General features: G+C 64.8%; 14 protein-coding genes and 1 pseudogene. 9 read left to right on the top strand and 6 right to left on the bottom strand.

Translation table 11 applies throughout. From position 1 onward, the window contains the following. Positions 1 to 237: 237 nt before the first annotated feature. From ACI3K3_RS21680 to ACI3K3_RS21660, 5 genes are all read left to right on the top strand, one after another. The gene (locus ACI3K3_RS21680) at positions 238 to 1,449 is read left to right on the top strand and encodes a saccharopine dehydrogenase family protein (RefSeq protein ID WP_313440647.1); all 1,212 of its coding nucleotides are present in this window, start codon (positions 238 to 240) and stop codon (positions 1,447 to 1,449) included. Beyond that, on the top strand, positions 1,449 to 1,859 hold the full coding sequence (locus tag ACI3K3_RS21675; RefSeq protein WP_404917504.1) for a hypothetical protein: 411 nt from the start codon (positions 1,449 to 1,451) through the stop codon (positions 1,857 to 1,859). Before ACI3K3_RS21680 ends, ACI3K3_RS21675 begins: the two co-directional genes overlap by 1 nt. Before the next feature lie 6 nt (positions 1,860 to 1,865). Continuing rightward, positions 1,866 to 2,216, top strand: a complete 351-nt coding sequence (locus ACI3K3_RS21670) for a DMT family protein (protein WP_404917502.1) — start codon at positions 1,866 to 1,868, stop codon at positions 2,214 to 2,216. 113 nt (positions 2,217 to 2,329) lie between these two features. Then, complete coding sequence (locus tag ACI3K3_RS21665) at positions 2,330 to 3,508, top strand: carboxynorspermidine decarboxylase (protein ID WP_404917500.1); 1,179 nt, start codon at positions 2,330 to 2,332, stop codon at positions 3,506 to 3,508. 360 nt (positions 3,509 to 3,868) lie between these two features. After that, the gene (locus tag ACI3K3_RS21660; RefSeq protein WP_404917498.1) at positions 3,869 to 5,092 is read left to right on the top strand and encodes a type III PLP-dependent enzyme; all 1,224 of its coding nucleotides are present in this window, start codon (positions 3,869 to 3,871) and stop codon (positions 5,090 to 5,092) included. Positions 5,093 to 5,289: 197 nt separating this feature from the next. Here ACI3K3_RS21660 and ACI3K3_RS21655 read toward each other — a convergent pair whose 3' ends face one another. The 4 genes from ACI3K3_RS21655 to murI all read right to left on the bottom strand — a co-directional run bounded on the left by ACI3K3_RS21655 (position 5,290) and on the right by murI (position 9,506). After that, positions 5,290 to 6,390, bottom strand: coding sequence for an NADH:flavin oxidoreductase/NADH oxidase (locus tag ACI3K3_RS21655; RefSeq protein WP_404917534.1), 1,101 nt, complete (start codon positions 6,388 to 6,390; stop codon positions 5,290 to 5,292). 161 nt (positions 6,391 to 6,551) lie between these two features. Then, complete coding sequence (gene hemA / locus ACI3K3_RS21650) at positions 6,552 to 7,766, bottom strand: 5-aminolevulinate synthase (RefSeq protein ID WP_404917496.1); 1,215 nt, start codon at positions 7,764 to 7,766, stop codon at positions 6,552 to 6,554. Between the two features lie 49 nt (positions 7,767 to 7,815). Continuing rightward, entirely contained in the window at positions 7,816 to 8,700 is an 885-nt protein-coding gene (locus tag ACI3K3_RS21645) for a hypothetical protein (RefSeq protein WP_404917494.1), read from the bottom strand. Next, positions 8,697 to 9,506: a glutamate racemase gene (gene murI / locus ACI3K3_RS21640; RefSeq protein ID WP_404917492.1), complete on the bottom strand. Its 810-nt coding sequence runs from the start codon at positions 9,504 to 9,506 to the stop codon at positions 8,697 to 8,699. The genes ACI3K3_RS21645 and murI overlap by 4 nt, the downstream gene beginning before the upstream one ends. Positions 9,507 to 9,744: 238 nt before the next feature. Between murI and plsY the strand changes: the two genes are divergently transcribed. The 4 genes from plsY (at position 9,745) to ACI3K3_RS21620 (ending at position 14,443) form a co-directional block, all read left to right on the top strand. After that, positions 9,745 to 10,332 (top strand): glycerol-3-phosphate 1-O-acyltransferase PlsY, encoded by a 588-nt coding sequence (gene plsY / locus ACI3K3_RS21635; RefSeq protein ID WP_404917490.1) that lies wholly within the window; start codon positions 9,745 to 9,747, stop codon positions 10,330 to 10,332. Positions 10,333 to 10,373: 41 nt separating this feature from the next. Further along, entirely contained in the window at positions 10,374 to 11,471 is a 1,098-nt protein-coding gene (gene dprA, locus ACI3K3_RS21630) for a DNA-processing protein DprA (protein WP_404917532.1), read from the top strand. A gap of 165 nt (positions 11,472 to 11,636) precedes the next feature. Then, positions 11,637 to 14,267, top strand: a complete 2,631-nt coding sequence (gene topA, locus ACI3K3_RS21625) for a type I DNA topoisomerase (RefSeq protein WP_404917488.1) — start codon at positions 11,637 to 11,639, stop codon at positions 14,265 to 14,267. Then, the gene (locus ACI3K3_RS21620; protein WP_313440627.1) at positions 14,264 to 14,443 is read left to right on the top strand and encodes a hypothetical protein; all 180 of its coding nucleotides are present in this window, start codon (positions 14,264 to 14,266) and stop codon (positions 14,441 to 14,443) included. The genes topA and ACI3K3_RS21620 overlap by 4 nt, the downstream gene beginning before the upstream one ends. Positions 14,444 to 14,446: 3 nt before the next feature. On the opposite strand, the gene ACI3K3_RS21615 is transcribed toward ACI3K3_RS21620, so the two are convergent. Continuing rightward, positions 14,447 to 15,934, bottom strand: a complete 1,488-nt coding sequence (locus ACI3K3_RS21615) for an ArnT family glycosyltransferase (protein ID WP_404917485.1) — start codon at positions 15,932 to 15,934, stop codon at positions 14,447 to 14,449. A gap of 170 nt (positions 15,935 to 16,104) precedes the next feature. Continuing rightward, positions 16,105 to 16,618: pseudogene (locus ACI3K3_RS21610) on the bottom strand (SGNH/GDSL hydrolase family protein); the annotation flags it as partial.

The raw sequence follows: 16,618 nt of genomic DNA, 5'->3' as shown, positions 1-16,618 counted from the left end.
ACCTCCCATTCAGTGTATCCTAGATGGGAGGTCGGGTGGGGGCGTGGGCCGGTGCCGCAAGCTCGTCACGGATGTGACGAGCGCACCCAACTAAAGACTCTGGCCGGTGCCGCACAAAAATGGCCGGACGGCCATTTTTGCCGGGCGTGAGCCCGGACTGAAATCCTCACAGTTGAGTTGTCACACAGGGCCTCTATATGCGGCTGTTCGCGAGCATCGCGTTAAGGAGACAGATTGGTGAGCAAGGTTCTGGTGATCGGCGCAGGCGGCGTCGGTTCGGTCGCGGTCCACAAGATGGCGATGAATCCCGACATCTTCTCGGACATTCACCTCGCCAGCCGCACGGTTTCCAAGTGCGAGGCGATTGCCGACTCGGTCAAGGAGCGCACCGGCGTCTCGATCAGCACATATGCGATCGACGCCGACGACGTGGCGGCGACCAGCGCCCTGATCCGCTCGATCGGGCCTGAACTCGTCGTCAACCTCGCGCTGCCCTACCAGGATCTCGCGATCATGGACGCATGCCTGGCGACCGGCGTGAACTACATGGACACCGCGAACTACGAGCCCAAGGACGTGGCCAAGTTCGAGTATCACTGGCAGTGGGCCTATCAGGAGCGCTTCAAGGAAGCGGGCCTCACCGCGCTGCTCGGTTCGGGCTTCGATCCGGGAGTGACCTCGGTCTTCGCGATGTGGCTCAAGAAGCACAAGCTCAAGACCATCCGCACGCTCGACATCCTCGACTGCAACGGCGGCGACCATGGCCAGGCCTTCGCGACGAACTTCAACCCGGAAATCAACATCCGCGAAGTCACCGCGCCTGCCCGTCACTGGGAGAACGGCGAATTCGTCGAGACCCCCGCCATGGGCAAGAAAGTGGAGTTCGACTTCGAGGCCGTCGGCCCGAAGAACATGTACATGATGTACCACGAGGAACTGGAAAGTCTGGCGAAGTTCATCCCCGAGATGGAGCGCGCGCGCTTCTGGATGACCTTCGGCGATGCCTATATCCAGCACCTCACCGTGCTCCAGAACGTGGGCATGACCCGCATCGACCCGGTGATCTACAACGGTGTGGAGATCATCCCGCTCCAGTTCCTCAAGGCCGTCCTGCCCGAGCCTGCTTCGCTCGGCCCGACGACCAAGGGCAAGACCAACATCGGCGATATAGCCACCGGCGAGGCGCTTGACGGTTCCGGCGAAAAGACGTTCTACATCAAGAACATCTGCGACCATGAAGATGCCTATGCCGAAACCGGCAACCAGGCCGTCAGCTACACCACCGGCGTTCCGGCGATGATCGGCGCGGCCATGCTGCTGACCGGCAAGTGGAGCGGTGCCGGCGTGTTCAACATCGAGCAGTTCGATCCCGATCCCTACATGGACATGCTGAACCAGCATGGTCTGCCCTGGACGGTCGAGGAACTCGACGGACCGCTGGCGTTCTGATGCGCGGCTTGCGGACCGTCCTCGTCGCTGCCTTCGGCGCTTTCGCGCTGGTCGGTTGCGCGCCGCAGGACGGTCCGCAACCGCCGACCCAGCCTGCTGGCGGCGAAAAAGGCCAGGACCAGAGCTACAGCCGCAACATGGCTCCGGCGGATCGCGCGGCCTGCGAGGCTGAAGGCGGCACCGTGCAGCGCCGTGGCATGCTGGGCATGGAGCAATGCGTCCATGCCTATGCCGATGCAGGCAAGCAATGCACCGATTCCGCGCAGTGCCAGGGCAAGTGCGTGGGCAGTGCAGGCGCCGTCTCCCCCGACAAGCCTGCAAGCGGCACCTGCCAGGCGGACGACAGGCTCTACGGCTGCTATGCCGAAGTCAGGAACGGCAAGGCCGTCGCCGCGATCTGCGTCGACTGAGCGGCCATGAACTGGACCTTCGTTGCGCCCGTGGCCATGCTTGCGGGCTCCAATCTCTTCATGAACACGGCGTGGTATCTGCATCTCAAGATGCCGGGCAAGGCGCTGTGGGTGGCGATCGCCATGAGCTGGGGCATCGCCTTCTTCGAATATTGCCTGGCCGTGCCCGCCAATCGCATCGGCAGCCAGGTCTATTCGCTGGGGCAGTTGAAAGTGCTTCAGGAGGCCATGTCGCTCATGGCTTTCGTGCTGGTGGCCTGGGTGCTGTTCGGCCAGAAACCGGGCCTGAACGAGATCGTCGGCTTCGCATTGGTCGGGGCAGGAGCGTGGTTCATCTTCAAGGGCCCGTTCGCCTGAAGTGTTGCTTGACCAACATTCTTGAAGCCTGCGGGCGCAAGGACCATTTGCCAAGGTCATTTGGTAGAAAATTGGGCTCCCTTCGCGAGCCATCCGAAAAGGACTGAACGAACATGGAAACCCGCGCCGGCGATCCGGGAGCCTTTGCCCAATTCGATCTGTCGCGCGTCGACAGCCCCAGCTTTGTCGTCGATGCCGCGAAGCTGCGCGACAACCTGCGCATCCTTGCCGATATCGGTGAGCTATCGGGCGCCAAGGTGCTTTCCGCGCTGAAGGCGTTCTCGATGTGGTCGACCGCGCCGATCGTCGGAGAGTATCTCGACGGCGTCTGCACGTCTGGCCTGTGGGAAGCGCGCCTCGCCTCCGAGTTCTACGATGGCGAGATCGCGACGTATTGCGCCGCCTACAAGGAACAGGATCTCGATGAGATCCTGCGGCTTTCGGACCATGTGATCTTCAATTCGCCGATGCAGATCGAACGCTTCTGGGCGCAGATCGAGGCGGCCCGCGCGCGCGGCGAGGACTTCGACATCGGCCTGCGCGTCAACCCGATGCATGCCGAGGGCGAAGTGCCCAAGTACGACCCTTGCGCACCGCATTCGCGGCTGGGTTTCCCGATCAACCAGCTTACCGAAGAGCACGTCGAGCTGATCGACGGCATCCACATGCACACCCTGTGTGAGCAGGACTTCGAACCGCTCCGCCGCACCTGGGACAAGGCCTTCGATCATCTCGAGCCCTTCTTCGGCCAGCTCAAGTGGATCAACCTGGGCGGCGGCCACCACATTACCCGCTCCGATTATCAGCGCGACGAACTCGTCGAATTCCTGATCGACCTTCAGGAAGACACCGGCGCCGAAGTCTATATCGAACCGGGCGAGGCGGTTGCGCTCGATGCCGGGATTCTCGTCGGCACGGTGCTCGATACGTCGTTCAACGGCATGCCGGTGGCGATCGTGGACGTCTCCGCGACCTGCCACATGCCCGATGTTATCGAGGCGCCCTATCGTCCGGCCATGCTGGGCGAGAAGCAGGAAGGGGAGGGCGAGCCCGTGCGTCTCGGTGGCCCGTCCTGCCTCGCGGGCGATGTCATCGGTGATTACGTGCTGCCCGTCCCCGCCGAGGCCGGCGCGCGCTTCGCCTTCCTGGACCAGGCCCACTACTCGATGGTCAAGACCACGACCTTCAACGGCGTACCGCTGCCCTCGATCTGGCTGTGGGACTCGGAAACGGACTCGCTCGAATGCATTCGCCGCTTCGATTATGAGGATTTCCGCGGCCGCCTGAGCTGATTTCGGCTCGACCCGTCCCGCGATTGCCCCGCCCGGTCCTCGTTCCTTCGAATCGAGAGAACCGGCCGGGGCGCCTCTGCATTTAACCTCTTGAATCCCGCTGGTGCCGGTCGTCGTTTCTGGATGTGCGGCTGCGCTGAAATTCTTCGATCAACCGTCTGTAAAATGACGATAAAGATGAACGGAGAGGCTAGGTGAAAATCCGCGCAAATTCCTTATATGACGTTTCTGTGAAACGGACCTTTTTTCACTTGCGATTCAGCTTGGGAGCCCTATATCCCGCCCCTCGCTGCCCCATGGGGACTTCCAAACCGCAAGGCAGCTCTTGTCGTTAACAATTCCGTTTGGGGGTCCCTTGAGTTGCTCGAATTTCTTGACGCACCGGCTGTAGCGCGCGCAATCGCGCCCGACGAACCCGTTATCCTGAACCGCCCGCACGCTGCTGCGCGCGCGGCCCGTTTCTTCGCCACGAAGTTTCCGGGCAAGGCGCTCTATGCGGTGAAGGCGAATCCCTCGCCGGATCTCATCAAGATCCTCTGGGCCAACGGCATCACGCATTACGACGTCGCTTCCATCGGTGAAGTGCGCATGGTTCGGGGGGCACTGCCCGACGCGACCCTGTGCTTCATGCACCCGGTGAAGACCGCCAGCGCCATTCGCGAAGCCTATTTCGAACACGGCGTGCGCACCTTCAGCCTCGACACGATCGAGGAAGTCGAGAAGATCCTCGACGCGACCACCGATGCCGATGGCAATCGCGCCACGGACCTGCGCCTCTGCGTGCGCCTGCGCGTCTCTTCCGAATACTCGGAACTGAGCCTGGCCTCGAAGTTCGGCGTGGATCTGGCCGATGCGGGCGAACTGCTCCAGGCGACCCGTCAGGTTGCCGACTGGCTGGGCGTCTGCTTCCACGTCGGTTCGCAGGCGATGACGCCGTTCGCCTACGTCCAGGCACTCGAGCGCGCCCGCGCCGCGATTGCCGACGCCGGTGTCGTCATCGACATGATCGACGTCGGTGGAGGCTTCCCCTCGGTCTATCCGGGCATGGAGCCGCCGCCGCTGGAAGACTACTTCCAGGTGATCCACCGCCACTTCGAAGCGCTGCCGATCGCCTATAACGCCGAACTGTGGTGCGAACCCGGTCGTGCGCTATCGGCCGAGTACAGCTCGATGATCGTCAAGGTCGAGAAGCGTCGCGGCGATGAGCTTTACATCAACGAGGGCGCCTATGGCGCGCTCTACGATGCCGCGCACGTCGCCTGGCGCTTCCCGGTGAAGTGCATCTCGCGCGAGGCTGCCGTCGGTGGCGAGCGCTCGGACGATCTCCAGGGCTTCTCGTTCTACGGCCCGACTTGCGACGATGCCGACTTCATGGAAGGCCCGTTCATGCTTCCCGCCGACATCAAGGCGGGCGACTGGATCGAAGTGGGCATGCTCGGCGCCTACGGTGCGGCCATGCGTACCGCGTTCAACGGCTTCGGCACCGGCGAAGTGCTGAACGTCTCGGATGAGCCGATGGCGAGCCTCTACACCGGCGAACGCAAGGATCCGCGCGTCTCGGACAACGTGGTCTCGCTGCGCTGATTTAAGCGGATTGGTTATGAAAAGCCCGCCGGGACATGGTTCCGGCGGGCTTTTTTGATATCGTCGTCCCGGACTTGATCCGGGACCGCTGGCAGTTCTTGAGGCGATAGCTCGCGCCGTGGAATCCCAGCCGCAAGGTGGGCTGTTCACGGCCAGCGGTCCCGGATCAAGTCCGGGACGACGGCAGTTTCACGCCCTTACGCCTGTTTGAACAGCTCCTTGTAGACGCGCGGCTGGCAGCGCAGGAACTGCGGAGCAGCCTTGACTTGCGCGCCGAGGGCCGCAGCGGCGTGCCAGGGCCAGCGCGGATCGTAGAGCACGGTGCGGGCAAGGCCGATCATGTCTGCCTCGCCAGTGGAGACGATCGCCTCCGCCTGTTCGGGCTCGGTGATGAGGCCCACGGCGATCACCGGCATGGAGACGGCTTCCTTCACCTTGCGGGCCAGCGGCACCTGATAGTTCGGGCCGACCGGAATCTGCTGCCCGGCGTCGAGCCCGCCGCTGGAAACATGATAGGCCGCACAGCCCCGCGCTTCGAGCGCCTTGGCGAAAGCGACGGTCTGCTCGATGTCCCAGCCGCCCTCGGCCCAGTCGGTGCCCGACACGCGCATCGTCACCGGCCTGTCCGCCGGGAAGGCGGCGCGCACGGCGTCGTAGACCTCCAGCGGGAAGCGCATGCGGTTTTCCAGACTGCCGCCGTACCGGTCGGTGCGCTTGTTCGAAAGGGGCGAGAGGAACTGGTGGAGCAGGTAGCCATGGGCGCCATGGATCTGCACGGCATCGATGCCGAGGCGGGCTGCCCGGCGGGCAGCATCGGCAAAGGCGTCGCGAATGCGCGCAAGCCCCGCTTCGTCGAGCGCTTCCGGCGGGTTTTCGTCCGGCAGGAAGGGGAGGGTGGAGGCGGACACCGTCTGCCAGCCATTCTCGGCGCCCGGCGCTATCTGCTTGCCGCCGTCCCAGGGCTTTGCGGTGCTGGCCTTGCGACCGGCGTGCGCCAGTTGAATGGCGATCGGCATGTCGGACCAGCGGCGTACGCTTTCCAGCACTGTGCCCATGGCCTCCTCGGTTTCGTCGTCCCACAGGCCGACGTCGGCATAGGAGATGCGGCCTTCGGGACTGACGGCGGAAGCCTCGATCGTAAGAATGCCGGCACCGGACTGCGCAAGGTTGCCGAGGTGCATCGCGTGCCAGTCGGTCATCCGCCCGTTTTCGGCGGAATATTGGCACATCGGCGCGATGACGATGCGGTTGTCGAGGGTGAGGTTGCCGATGGTGATCGGCTCGAACAGCTTGGCCATGGAAGTCCTTCTGGTCATCTCGTCGCCCCGAGGGGGATGGGGAGGCGCATCGGAATGCGGGGGCGACCGGGTGAACTTGGGGACGGTCCGGCAAATGAAAAGGGCTCCACCGGCCTGCCGGGGAGCCCTTCGGGAAAGTTTTCGTTTGGCCTGCGAAAGGCTCAGGCGGCCAGGCGCATTTCCAGGCGTTCCCAGATTTCGACGAGCGCTTCGGTGAGGCTGCGCATCATGTCTTCGGTATGGGCCGGGCCCGGCGTGAACCGCAGGCGCTCGGTGCCGCGCGGCACCGTCGGAAAATTGATCGGCTGCACATAGGCGCCATATTCCGCGAGCAGGATGTCGCTGATCTTCTTGGCCTTGACCGGATCACCGACCATCAGCGGCACGATGTGCGTGGTGGAATCCATGACTGGCAGGCCCGCGTCACGGAACATCTGCTTCATCTGCGCGGCCGAGCGCTGCTGGCCTTCCCGCTCCGTGCTGGAACTCTTGAGGTGCTTCACCGAGGCGAGCACGCCTGCCACCAGCACGGGCGACAGCGAGGTGGTGAAGATGAAGCCCGGCGCGTAGGAGCGGATGCAGTCGATGACCTTCTGGTCGGCCGCGATATAGCCGCCCATCACGCCGAACGCCTTGCCCAGCGTGCCTTCGATGATGTCGATGCGGTGCGCGGCTTCGTCACGGTCGGTGATGCCGCCGCCGCGCGGGCCGTACATGCCTACCGCGTGAACTTCGTCGATATAGGTGAGGGCGTTGTACTTTTCGGCAAGGTCGCAGATCGCGTGGATCGGCGCGACGTCTCCGTCCATCGAATAGACCGACTCGAAGGCCACCAGCTTGGGCAGGGCCGGATCGGTTGCCGTCAGCAGTTCCTCAAGGTGTTCGAGGTCGTTGTGGCGCCAGACCCGCTTCTCGCAGCCCGAATTGCGGATGCCCGCAATCATCGAGGCGTGGTTCAGCTCGTCTGAGAAGATCACGCAGCCCGGCAGGAGCTTGGCGAGCGTGGACAGCGTGGCGTCGTTCGAGACGTACCCCGAGGTGAACAGCAGCGCGCCTTCCTTGCCGTGGAGGTCGGCCAGCTCGCTTTCAAGCTCGATGTGGTAGTGGGTGTTGCCGCCGATGTTGCGGGTGCCGCCCGAACCGGCGCCGACATCGTGCAGCGCCTCTTCCATGGCTTCGATCACCTTGGGGTGCTGGCCCATCGCAAGGTAATCGTTGGAGCACCAGACGGTGATCGGCTTGGGCCCATTGTGGCCGGCGAAGCAGCGCGCGTTAGGATAGGCGCCCTTGTTACGCAGGATGTCGATGAAAACGCGATAGCGGCCTTCCGAATGGAGGCGTTCGATCGCTTGATCGAAAATGTGTTCGTAGTTCACCTGGGCACTTCCTGCGTTCGCCTGTGAGGGACTTGCCGTCCTTGGGCTTTTACCCGTTGATGCGGCCAAATACATGATCGTTCGGGACATGGCCAGCCGCTTGTCCAGCTGGCAGTGATCGATCTTTTGCAAACCCGCTTGCAATGCCCGGCACGTTGCGGGGCTCATGTCCCGAAACCACGATCATCGCGGGGGCGGCGCGCTTCAGGGCCTTGATGGTCATCAGCCAGGACACCGTCCTGCGCCGCTCGTCGCCTTTGGCGAGAGTGGAGAAGGTGCGCGCCGGGGGGCGCTCTTCCACCCAGTTGGCATCGACCGTGGCCACGTCTCCGGTGAACAGGAATTCGCGGCCGTCCTCCAGGCGCATATAGACCATCATTGCGCGGTCCGGCAGGCCTTCCAGCGGGATGGCCACGACGCCCGGAGCGACCGCGCGCGGCTCGCCGCCGTCAAGGTCCGGAAGAGGTGCGGCCTCCGGCGAAACCAGCGCGGCATTGCCGCGATGGAACGGGCGGTCCAGCAGCACCAGCTTCAGCGCCGCAGTTCTGGCGCGGCCGTCGACGCGGTGCTGCGCGGCGATGTCGAAGTTCTGAAGGTCACGCTTTCGGGCTTCGGCGGGCGTGGTGCCGGCATCGATCAGGATCGGCGCCTGTCCCGGCACCACGGCTTCGAACGCCCGGACCGGTAGCCTGATGGGGCGAAGGCCGCTCCCCGCAGCGATCCTGTTGTAAAGCTCGGACCGATAGCCGAGCACTTCCTGCCGCAATTCCTCCGGCGCCGGCCCCGGAAGGCCGTCGGCCAGTTCGCGCAGCCGCGACATCGTGAGCGGAACGGGCCTGGCGCCGGGCGCACTGGCGTCGAACTGGAACCAGTAGAGCGGTACGCCGACAAGCAGCAGCAGAATGAGAAGCAGCAGATTGAATCTTGGCGTCAAAACCTTCCGCCTTCCGGCAACCCGTAACGCGCCAGCGCTTCGCCGTACGCTCCGGGGAACTCTCCCGGCCCGGTGAATAGCGCGCGGTCGGGTCGCTGGCGAGCGTATTCCTGCCCCTCGGTCAACTGGGCGATGCGCCGGGCAATGCCCTGGGCGCCATGGACGAAGCGCACGTGAGGGCCGAAAGCCTGCGCCAGCTCTTCCTCAAGCAGGGGGAAGTGGGTGCATGCCAGAACCAGCGTATCGATATCCTCGCCGCCCGGCATGGCGCGCAGGGCTTCGGCGGCACGGGCAATGGCGGCGGGATCGACCGGCTCTCCCCGGAGTTTCGCTTCCGCTGCCTCGACAAGGCCCGGGCCGCCGTAACGCAGGAGGCGCTTGTCGGCGGCGAATTCCTGTTCCAGGCGATCGACATAGGCCTGCCGGATGGTGGCCTGGGTGCCGAGCAGGCCGATAACGCCGCTCCGGGTCATGGCCGCGGCCGGCTTGATCGCGGGAACCGTGCCCACCACCGGCACTTCCAGCACTTCACGCACCATGCCCAGCGCGATCGTCGAGGCGGTATTGCAAGCGATGCACACGAGGCGAGGCGCAAACCGCTCCGTCATGCGACCGAGGAGACCGGCCACGCGCGCGGTGATCTGGGCTTCGGTCTTGGTTCCGTATGGCAGCCCGGCCATGTCGGCTGCATAGATTACCGGCGCCTGGGGCAGAACCTTGCGGAGTTCGGCAAGGACGGTAAGCCCGCCCACGCCCGAATCGAAAAGCAGGATCGGCGCGCCCGGATCGACCGAGGCTGCGTCCAATGGGGCAGGCCTGTTCGAAGTCGGGGACGACGCATGAAGAAGGGGGGAGGACATCGCTTTTTCCTGGATCTTGCTCTCTCTGTTAGTCGCTCGCCTCGGCAAAGAGCAATCGTCAATGCCGCAATTCGGCGCGACAAATCCGCTGAAGCCCGACAGAATGCTCCGGATTGGCGCGATCGTATGCGGCCATGCCGATTGCCCCACTGGCGAATTTTCACGCAGGCTCTAAGAAGCGGTCATGGATTGGATTCTCGCCCTTTTGCTGGGCTATGCCCTTGGTTCGGTGCCGTTCGGCCTGCTGATCACGCGGATCGCAGGCGCGGGGGACTTGCGCTCGATCGGGTCCGGTAACATCGGCGCGACCAATGTCCTGCGAACAGGCCGCAAGGGGCTTGCGGCGGCCACGCTGCTGCTGGATCTGCTCAAGGGCTTGGCCGCCGTGCTGATCGTTGCCCGCTTCTTTCCGGAATGGATCTGGCTGGCCGCGCTCGGGGCATTTCTCGGCCATTGCTTCCCGGTCTGGCTCGGGTTCAAGGGGGGCAAGGGGGTGGCGACGACGGCCGGCATCGCCTTCGGTCTCGCCTGGCCGATCGGGTTGGCTTATGCCGTGACCTGGGTCGGGCTCCTGCTCATCGTCCGCATCTCCTCGGTCGCCGGAATGACGGCGGCGATCGTTGCGCCGCTTGCCGCACTGCTGCTCGGTGAAAACACGGCCGCCGGCGTGCTGGCGCTTATCGCCGTCCTCGTGGTGTTCCTGCATCGCGAGAACCTCGCCCGCCTGCGCGCCGGAACGGAGCCGAAAGTGGGGAGCGGCAAGAAGCCGTGAGCGGGGACGGGGTGGCACCAGCGGAGAAACTCTCGGGAGAGGTGGAAAGCCCGCTCTCCCAGCAGGAAGCCTTCGCGAGGATTCGCCTCCTTCGTTCGCCTGACATCGGGCCGATCACCTACATGCAGCTGCTCGCGCGTTTCGGCGATGCGCGGGCGGCGCTCGATGCGCTTCCCGATCTGGCCGGGCGTGCCGGGCGGCCCTACGAAGCGGCCGCAGAGCAGCGGGTACAGGCCGAGATCGCCGCAACCCGCAAGGCTGGCGCGCGCTACCTTTTCCACGATTCGCCGGACTATCCCGATCTCCTCGCGCATTGCGAGGGGGCTCCGCCGATCCTCACGTTCCGGGGCGATCTTGCCATCCTCGCTCGTCCCGCAGTGGCGATCGTCGGGGCGCGAAATGCTTCGGCGGCGGCGGTGCGGCTCGCACGGGAATTCGCCCATGGCCTGGCATCGGCCGGCTTCGCCGTCGTCTCCGGCCTTGCGCGCGGTATCGACGGCGCGGCTCACACGGGGGCATTGGCGGGAGGGGCGACCATCGGCGTCATCGCCAGCGGGATCGATACCGCCTATCCCCCCGAACACGCCGCCCTGCAGGAGCGAGTCGCCTCCGAAGGCCTGCTCCTGGCCGAACAACCGCCCGGAACCGAGCCGCTCGCGCGCCACTTTCCCACCCGTAACCGCATCATAGCGGGCCTGGCCGCAGGTACCCTGGTGGTGGAGGCCGCGCCGAAATCGGGCTCGCTGATCACCGCGCGCCTGGCCGGGGAAATAGGGCGCGAGGTCATGGCAGTGCCGGGATCGCCGCTCGATCCGCGCTCTCACGGCTGCAACCAGCTCATCCGCGACGGCGCGGTTCTGGCGCAGTCGGTTGAAGACGTCATCGAGCTGCTTTCCGGCTTTGACGGCGTGCCCGGATCCCGGTTCCAGACCGAAGGGAAAGCGGCGGAACCGCAGGCCCCCTTGGAAGAGAGCGCCGAAATCACGATCGCTCACCTGCTCACCACGGCGCCCATCGCGGTGGATGAGCTGATTCGCCAATCGGGTACGAATGCGCCCTCCGTTCAGATGGCGCTGCTCGAACTCGAGATAGGCGGCAGACTGGTGCGGCATGCGGGGGGAAGGGTCAGTCTGGCCTGACAATGGCTGGCAGGACGATGGCGGGCAGGCGCGGAAACAGGGCCGAAATGAATATCGGGCACTTACCCGCTTGACGAGTGCCCCAATCGCTTCCCACCCTATGCGTACACGTATATGCGCGAAGACAGGGCGCATGTCGCTCAGGGGCACACAGAGTCTGAAAGAATGCAGCTAGTCATCGTAGAATCGCCGGCGAAGGCGAAAACCATCGAGAAGTACCTGGGCAAGGACTACAAGGTTCTCGCCAGCTACGGCCATGTCCGCGACCTTCCGCCGAAGGATGGCTCCGTCCGACCCGATGAGGGCTTCGAGATGGACTGGGAGCTTTACGGGGACAAGCAGAAGCAGGTGAAGGCAATCACCGACGCCGCGAAGGGGGCCGATCGCCTGATTCTCGCGACTGACCCTGATCGCGAGGGCGAGGCGATTTCCTGGCACGTGCGCGAGCTGCTGGCCAAGCGCAAGGCGCTGCCCAAGGACGTGCAGCGGGTCACCTTCAACGCCATCACCAAGGACACCGTCACCAAGGCGATGACCCAGCCGCGCGAGCTGGATCAGGACCTGATCGACGCCTATCTCGCCCGTCGCGCGCTGGACTACCTGTTCGGCTTCACGCTTTCGCCGGTGCTCTGGCGCAAGCTGCCGGGCGCCAAGTCGGCCGGCCGCGTGCAGTCGGTGGCGCTGCGCCTGATCGTCGACCGCGAGCGCGAGATCGAGGCGTTCACGCCGCAGGAGTACTGGTCGGTGGCGGCGCAGATGGCGCATGACGGCACCGACTTCACTGCCAAGCTGGTGGCGTTCGAGGGCAAGAAGCTCGACCGCCTGAGCATCGGCGAGGAAGGCACCGCGATGCGCGCCAAGGCCGCCGTCGAAAGCGGCGCCTTCAAGGTCGAATCGGTCGAGACCAAGCCGCACAAGCGCAATCCGCAGCCGCCGTTCACCACCTCGACGCTCCAGCAGGAAGCAGCGCGCAAGCTCGGCTTCTCGGCCAGCCAGACGATGCGGGTGGCGCAGACCCTCTATGAGGCGGGCGCGATCACCTACATGCGTACCGACGGCGTGCAGATGGACCCGAGCGCGATCTCGGCCGCCCGCGCGGCGATCACCGACCGGTTCTCGGGCCACTACCTGCCCGAGCAGCCGCGCATCTACCAGACCAAGGCGAAGAACGCGCAGGAGGCCCACGAGGCGATCCGCCCCACCGAGTTCACCAAGGACCGGTTCGGATCGGGCGACGAGGCGCGTCTCTATGACCTGATCTTCAAGCGCGCGATGGCCAGTCAGATGGCTTCCGCCGCGCTGGAACGCACCACCGTGACCTTGCGCGACGGCACCGGCCAGCACGAACTGCGCGCCTCCGGCCAGGTCGTGAAGTTCCCGGGCTTCCTGGCCGTCTACGAGGAAGGCCAGGACAACAAGTCCGACGATGACGATTCGGGCCTGCTGCCGTTCATGAAGGCGGGTGACATGCCCGCAAAGAAGGGCGTCACCGCCGAGCAGCACTTTACCCAGCCGCCGCCGCGCTTCTCGGAAGCGAGCCTGGTCAAGCGCCTGGAAGAACTCGGCATCGGCCGCCCTTCGACTTACGCGGCGACGATCCAGGTCATCAAGGATCGCAACTACGTCCGCACCGAGAAAAACCGTTTCTTCGCAGAGGAATCGGGCCGACTTCTCACCTCGTTCCTCGAGCGCTTCTTCCAGCGCTACGTTGCCTACGAATTTACCGCGGGCATGGAAGACGAGTTGGACGACGTTTCCGGCGGGCGCCAGGAATGGAAGGCCTTGCTCGAAGCCTTCTGGCGCGACTTCAAGCCGAAGTCTGACGAGGTCATGGAGAAAAAGCCCTCGGAAGTGACCGAGGCTTTGGACGAATTCCTTTCCGACTACCTCTTCCCGCCCAAGGCTGACGGCACCGATCCGCGCCTCTGCCCCAAGTGCGGCGAAGGCCGCCTGTCGCTGCGCGGTGGTCGCTATGGTGCGTTCGTCGCCTGCTCGAACTATCCGGAGTGCAAGTTCACCCGCAAGTTCGCGCAGCCCGGCGGCGCTGCGGATGGCGGCGAGGACGAAGGCCTAGGCAAGGATCCGGAAACCGGGCTTGAGATCGTGCGCCGTTCGGGCCGGTTCGGTCCCTATATCCAGCTCGGCGAGGGCAAGGAGGCCAAGCGCGCCTCGATCCCGAAGGATATCGACGAACTGACGCTGGAATGGGCGATCAAGCTGCTGAGCCTGCCGCGCACCATCGGTCCGCATCCGGAAACGGGCAATGATATCACGGCCAGCATCGGTCGTTATGGTCCCTATCTGACCCATAACGGCAAGTACGCACGCCTGCGCTCGACTGCCGAAGTGTTCGAAACGGGCATGAACATGGCCGTTACCAAGCTTGCCGAGGCGGCCGCTGGTGCAGGCAGTCGCGGATCGCGGGCGGCGGCGGAGCCGATCAAGGTTCTGGGCGCTCATCCGACTTCTGGCGGAGAGATCAAGGTGCTGGCGGGCCGTTATGGCCCATATGTCACCGATGGCACCACAAATGCCACGCTTCCTCGCGACCAGAAGCCGGAAGACCTGACGGCCGAGCAGGCGATCACGCTGATCGACGAAAAGGCCGCCAAGGGGCCCGCGAAGAAGAAGGCCCCCGCGAAGAAGGCAGCCGCCAAGAAGGCTCCGGCGAAAAAGGCCGCTGCCAAGAGCGATGGCGACAAGCCCGCTGCCAAGAAGCCCGCAGCGAAGAAGCCTGCCGCGAAGAAAGCGCCTGCGAAGGCTCCGGCCAAGGCCAAGAAGGAAGCCGCAGAATGAGCGACAAGATCGCCAAACACAAGCAGCCCTGGAAGCCGGAAGAGCTTCAGAAGCTTCAGACCCTTGCCGGAAAGGGCAAGGGTCTGAAGGAGATCGCCAAGGCGCTCAATCGTACCGAAGAATCGACCAAGGACGCCGCGCGGCAGCACGGTTTCTCCATCGCCAAGGCGCGCTGACGGTTACGGCCTCAGGCGATAGAGGCCGAACTTTCGCGTACCGATCACTACGCCCTCGTAGCGCTCATAGGAGCGTGCGAGGGCGCTGCGTATCAAGGCTTTGGTCGCAACGTTGGGCCGATTGGGGCGGCTCGATTCCGACAGCACGATCACGCCGGGGCGGCTGGCAAGAATCCGCCCGACTTCCGCGACCGGGTCCACGCCAAGGGCTGCGGCTTCGTTCATTGCATTGAGGTGGCTGGGATAGGCGAACCGGGTCGGTATGCAGGCGCCAGTCGTTCGATAGAGCGCGCTGTCGCCCTCGTAGATATAGAGGCATCGGCCGTGCAATTCGCGCTTCACCGCCGCGCTCGCCGTCTCGAAATCTTCGGCCGTACCGCGTTCGCGTATCTGCAAGGCGGGAACGACGAGTGCCCCGAGGAGCCCGAAACCCAGCAGCAGCCGTGCGTACCAGCGCTCGCCCGAATCGCGGCGTCCCAGGGCGGGGGCGGCCAGAACGCTCAGCGGTACCAGCACCGGCCCGAGGTAGTGATCGTACCAGGTTCCGAACGCCAGGAAGCCCAGCACCGCGACCAGCGCCCATATGCGGACGACGGTCAACATTACCGGGTTCTGCGGATATCGAGGCGCGAGGCGACGGGGTGCTAGCAATGTGGCCAGGGCGAAGGGGATGAGGGCCAGGCACTCCTTTGCCAGTTGGGCGAAGGCGTCGGCCTGATCGACGCCGCGGCCAAGGATCGAGAGGAAGTTGGCCTGGACGAACGCCTCGCCCTGGCCCAGCAGGGCATAGCCGATCCAGACCGCGAGGGTCGGGGCCAGGGCCGTGCCCGCCCAGGCGAGGCCTGCCAGTGCAAGCCGTGGCAGAGGCCAGCCTTGCCGATGTCCGCTGGCCAGCAGCAGAAGTCCGAAGCCGATTCCTTCGAAGACGACGCTGTACTTGATCTGCAATGCCACGCCCACGAGCAGCATTGCCAGCAGGCCGCGCGGGAACAGCGTCAGGGTGTTCGGGCGGCCGAAGGCTCCGAGCACCACGAGAGCCGCCAGCGCGACCGGGAGGTTGTAGAAAACCGGCGACTGGCCAAGCGCCACGTTGAACACCGGCTGGTACAGAAGATAGGCCAGCCCCGAGGCCAGCGCTGCGGCCGGTGGAGCTATGGTCCGCGCCATGCGCTCGATCACGAGGGCGGTCAGGATGGAAAAGACGAGGCCGACCAGCTGGTATGTCTGCACCGGATCGAACGGCAGGGCCGCCATGCCGCGATAGAGCAGGAACAGGCCGAAGGGCTTGCGATCCCAGATGTCCACGAAAGGCAATGCGCCCTCGACCATGCGCTGGCCGACGAGCAGATAGAACTGTTCGTCCGACTGAAATGCGGGCTTTCCGAACATCGGCAGCCGCAGTGCGAACCCGCAAATCAGATAGAGCAGCGGCGATGGGATTGCGGGCCAGGCGGTGGTGCGCGCGGCCGCGTCCGGCATCGTGGCTGTCATGGTTGCGCCCTTCGAGTTCCCGGCCAGGGAATGTCCGGGCAGGTGATTTCGAAGGGGGAATGCCGCGCCGAGATTGCGGTTTCGAGACTCGCTGCTTGGCTGCGGCAGTTACGAAGGCAGTTGTGGCTGCAAGGAGCCGGGCATCGACATCGGTCGCTGCCCGGTTCCGGTCAGCGTTTCGGCCGCGAAGTGCTGGTGCCTTTCGACGCATTCGGCCTGGATGTGGCCGCAGCGGGACGGGGCGGCGGCGGGGCAATGACCGGGGCAGGGGTCTGCACGGTTTGCGGGAGCAAGGTGAGCGTAGGGGTGGGCGCCTTGACCCCGCTGCGTGTCAGCGACCAGGCGATGTCGTTCGCGGTTGCCTGCATTCCTGCGAAGTTGAGGTGCCATTGCAGGCCCTGACTGCCGTCGTAGCCTTCCGGCGAACCGATCATCCAGGGCAGCGTGTCGCAGGGCGTATGCGCTGCCGAGGTCTGGTTCATTTCCACGACGATGGCGTTGTAGGCCTGGGCGACGCGGGCGGTGATTTCGGAAAGCCGCTGGCCGATGCGGCGGGTGGTCGCGGCATGTTCCTCACTCACGGGCGTCGCGGCGCAAAGCGATCCGGGCTGCGGCAGCGGCGTGAGATACTGCACGAAGACCAGTCTGGTGCGCGGCGCCACGGTGCGGATGCGACGCGCGATT

It is taken from the genome of Novosphingobium sp. ZW T3_23, from assembly GCF_044987305.1.
In the GTDB taxonomy this organism is placed as follows: domain Bacteria; phylum Pseudomonadota; class Alphaproteobacteria; order Sphingomonadales; family Sphingomonadaceae; genus Novosphingobium.
The sequence above is the reverse complement of the archived record's forward strand: the minus strand, read 5'-3'. Positions and strand labels throughout refer to the sequence as shown.

Bases quoted from the DNA above. Each gene is read 5' to 3' on its own strand.
- ACI3K3_RS21675 (WP_404917504.1), top strand. From the start codon at position 1,449: ATGCGCGGCTTGCGGACCGTCCTCGTCGCTGCCTTCGGCGCTTTCGCG.
- ACI3K3_RS21670 (WP_404917502.1), top strand. From the start codon at position 1,866: ATGAACTGGACCTTCGTTGCGCCCGTGGCCATGCTTGCGGGCTCCAAT.
- ACI3K3_RS21665 (WP_404917500.1), top strand. From the start codon at position 2,330: ATGGAAACCCGCGCCGGCGATCCGGGAGCCTTTGCCCAATTCGATCTG.
- ACI3K3_RS21655 (WP_404917534.1), bottom strand. From the start codon at position 6,390: ATGGCCAAGCTGTTCGAGCCGATCACCATCGGCAACCTCACCCTCGAC.
- plsY (WP_404917490.1), top strand. From the start codon at position 9,745: ATGGATTGGATTCTCGCCCTTTTGCTGGGCTATGCCCTTGGTTCGGTG.
- topA (WP_404917488.1), top strand. From the start codon at position 11,637: ATGCAGCTAGTCATCGTAGAATCGCCGGCGAAGGCGAAAACCATCGAG.
- ACI3K3_RS21620 (WP_313440627.1), top strand. From the start codon at position 14,264: ATGAGCGACAAGATCGCCAAACACAAGCAGCCCTGGAAGCCGGAAGAG.
- ACI3K3_RS21615 (WP_404917485.1), bottom strand. From the start codon at position 15,934: ATGACAGCCACGATGCCGGACGCGGCCGCGCGCACCACCGCCTGGCCC.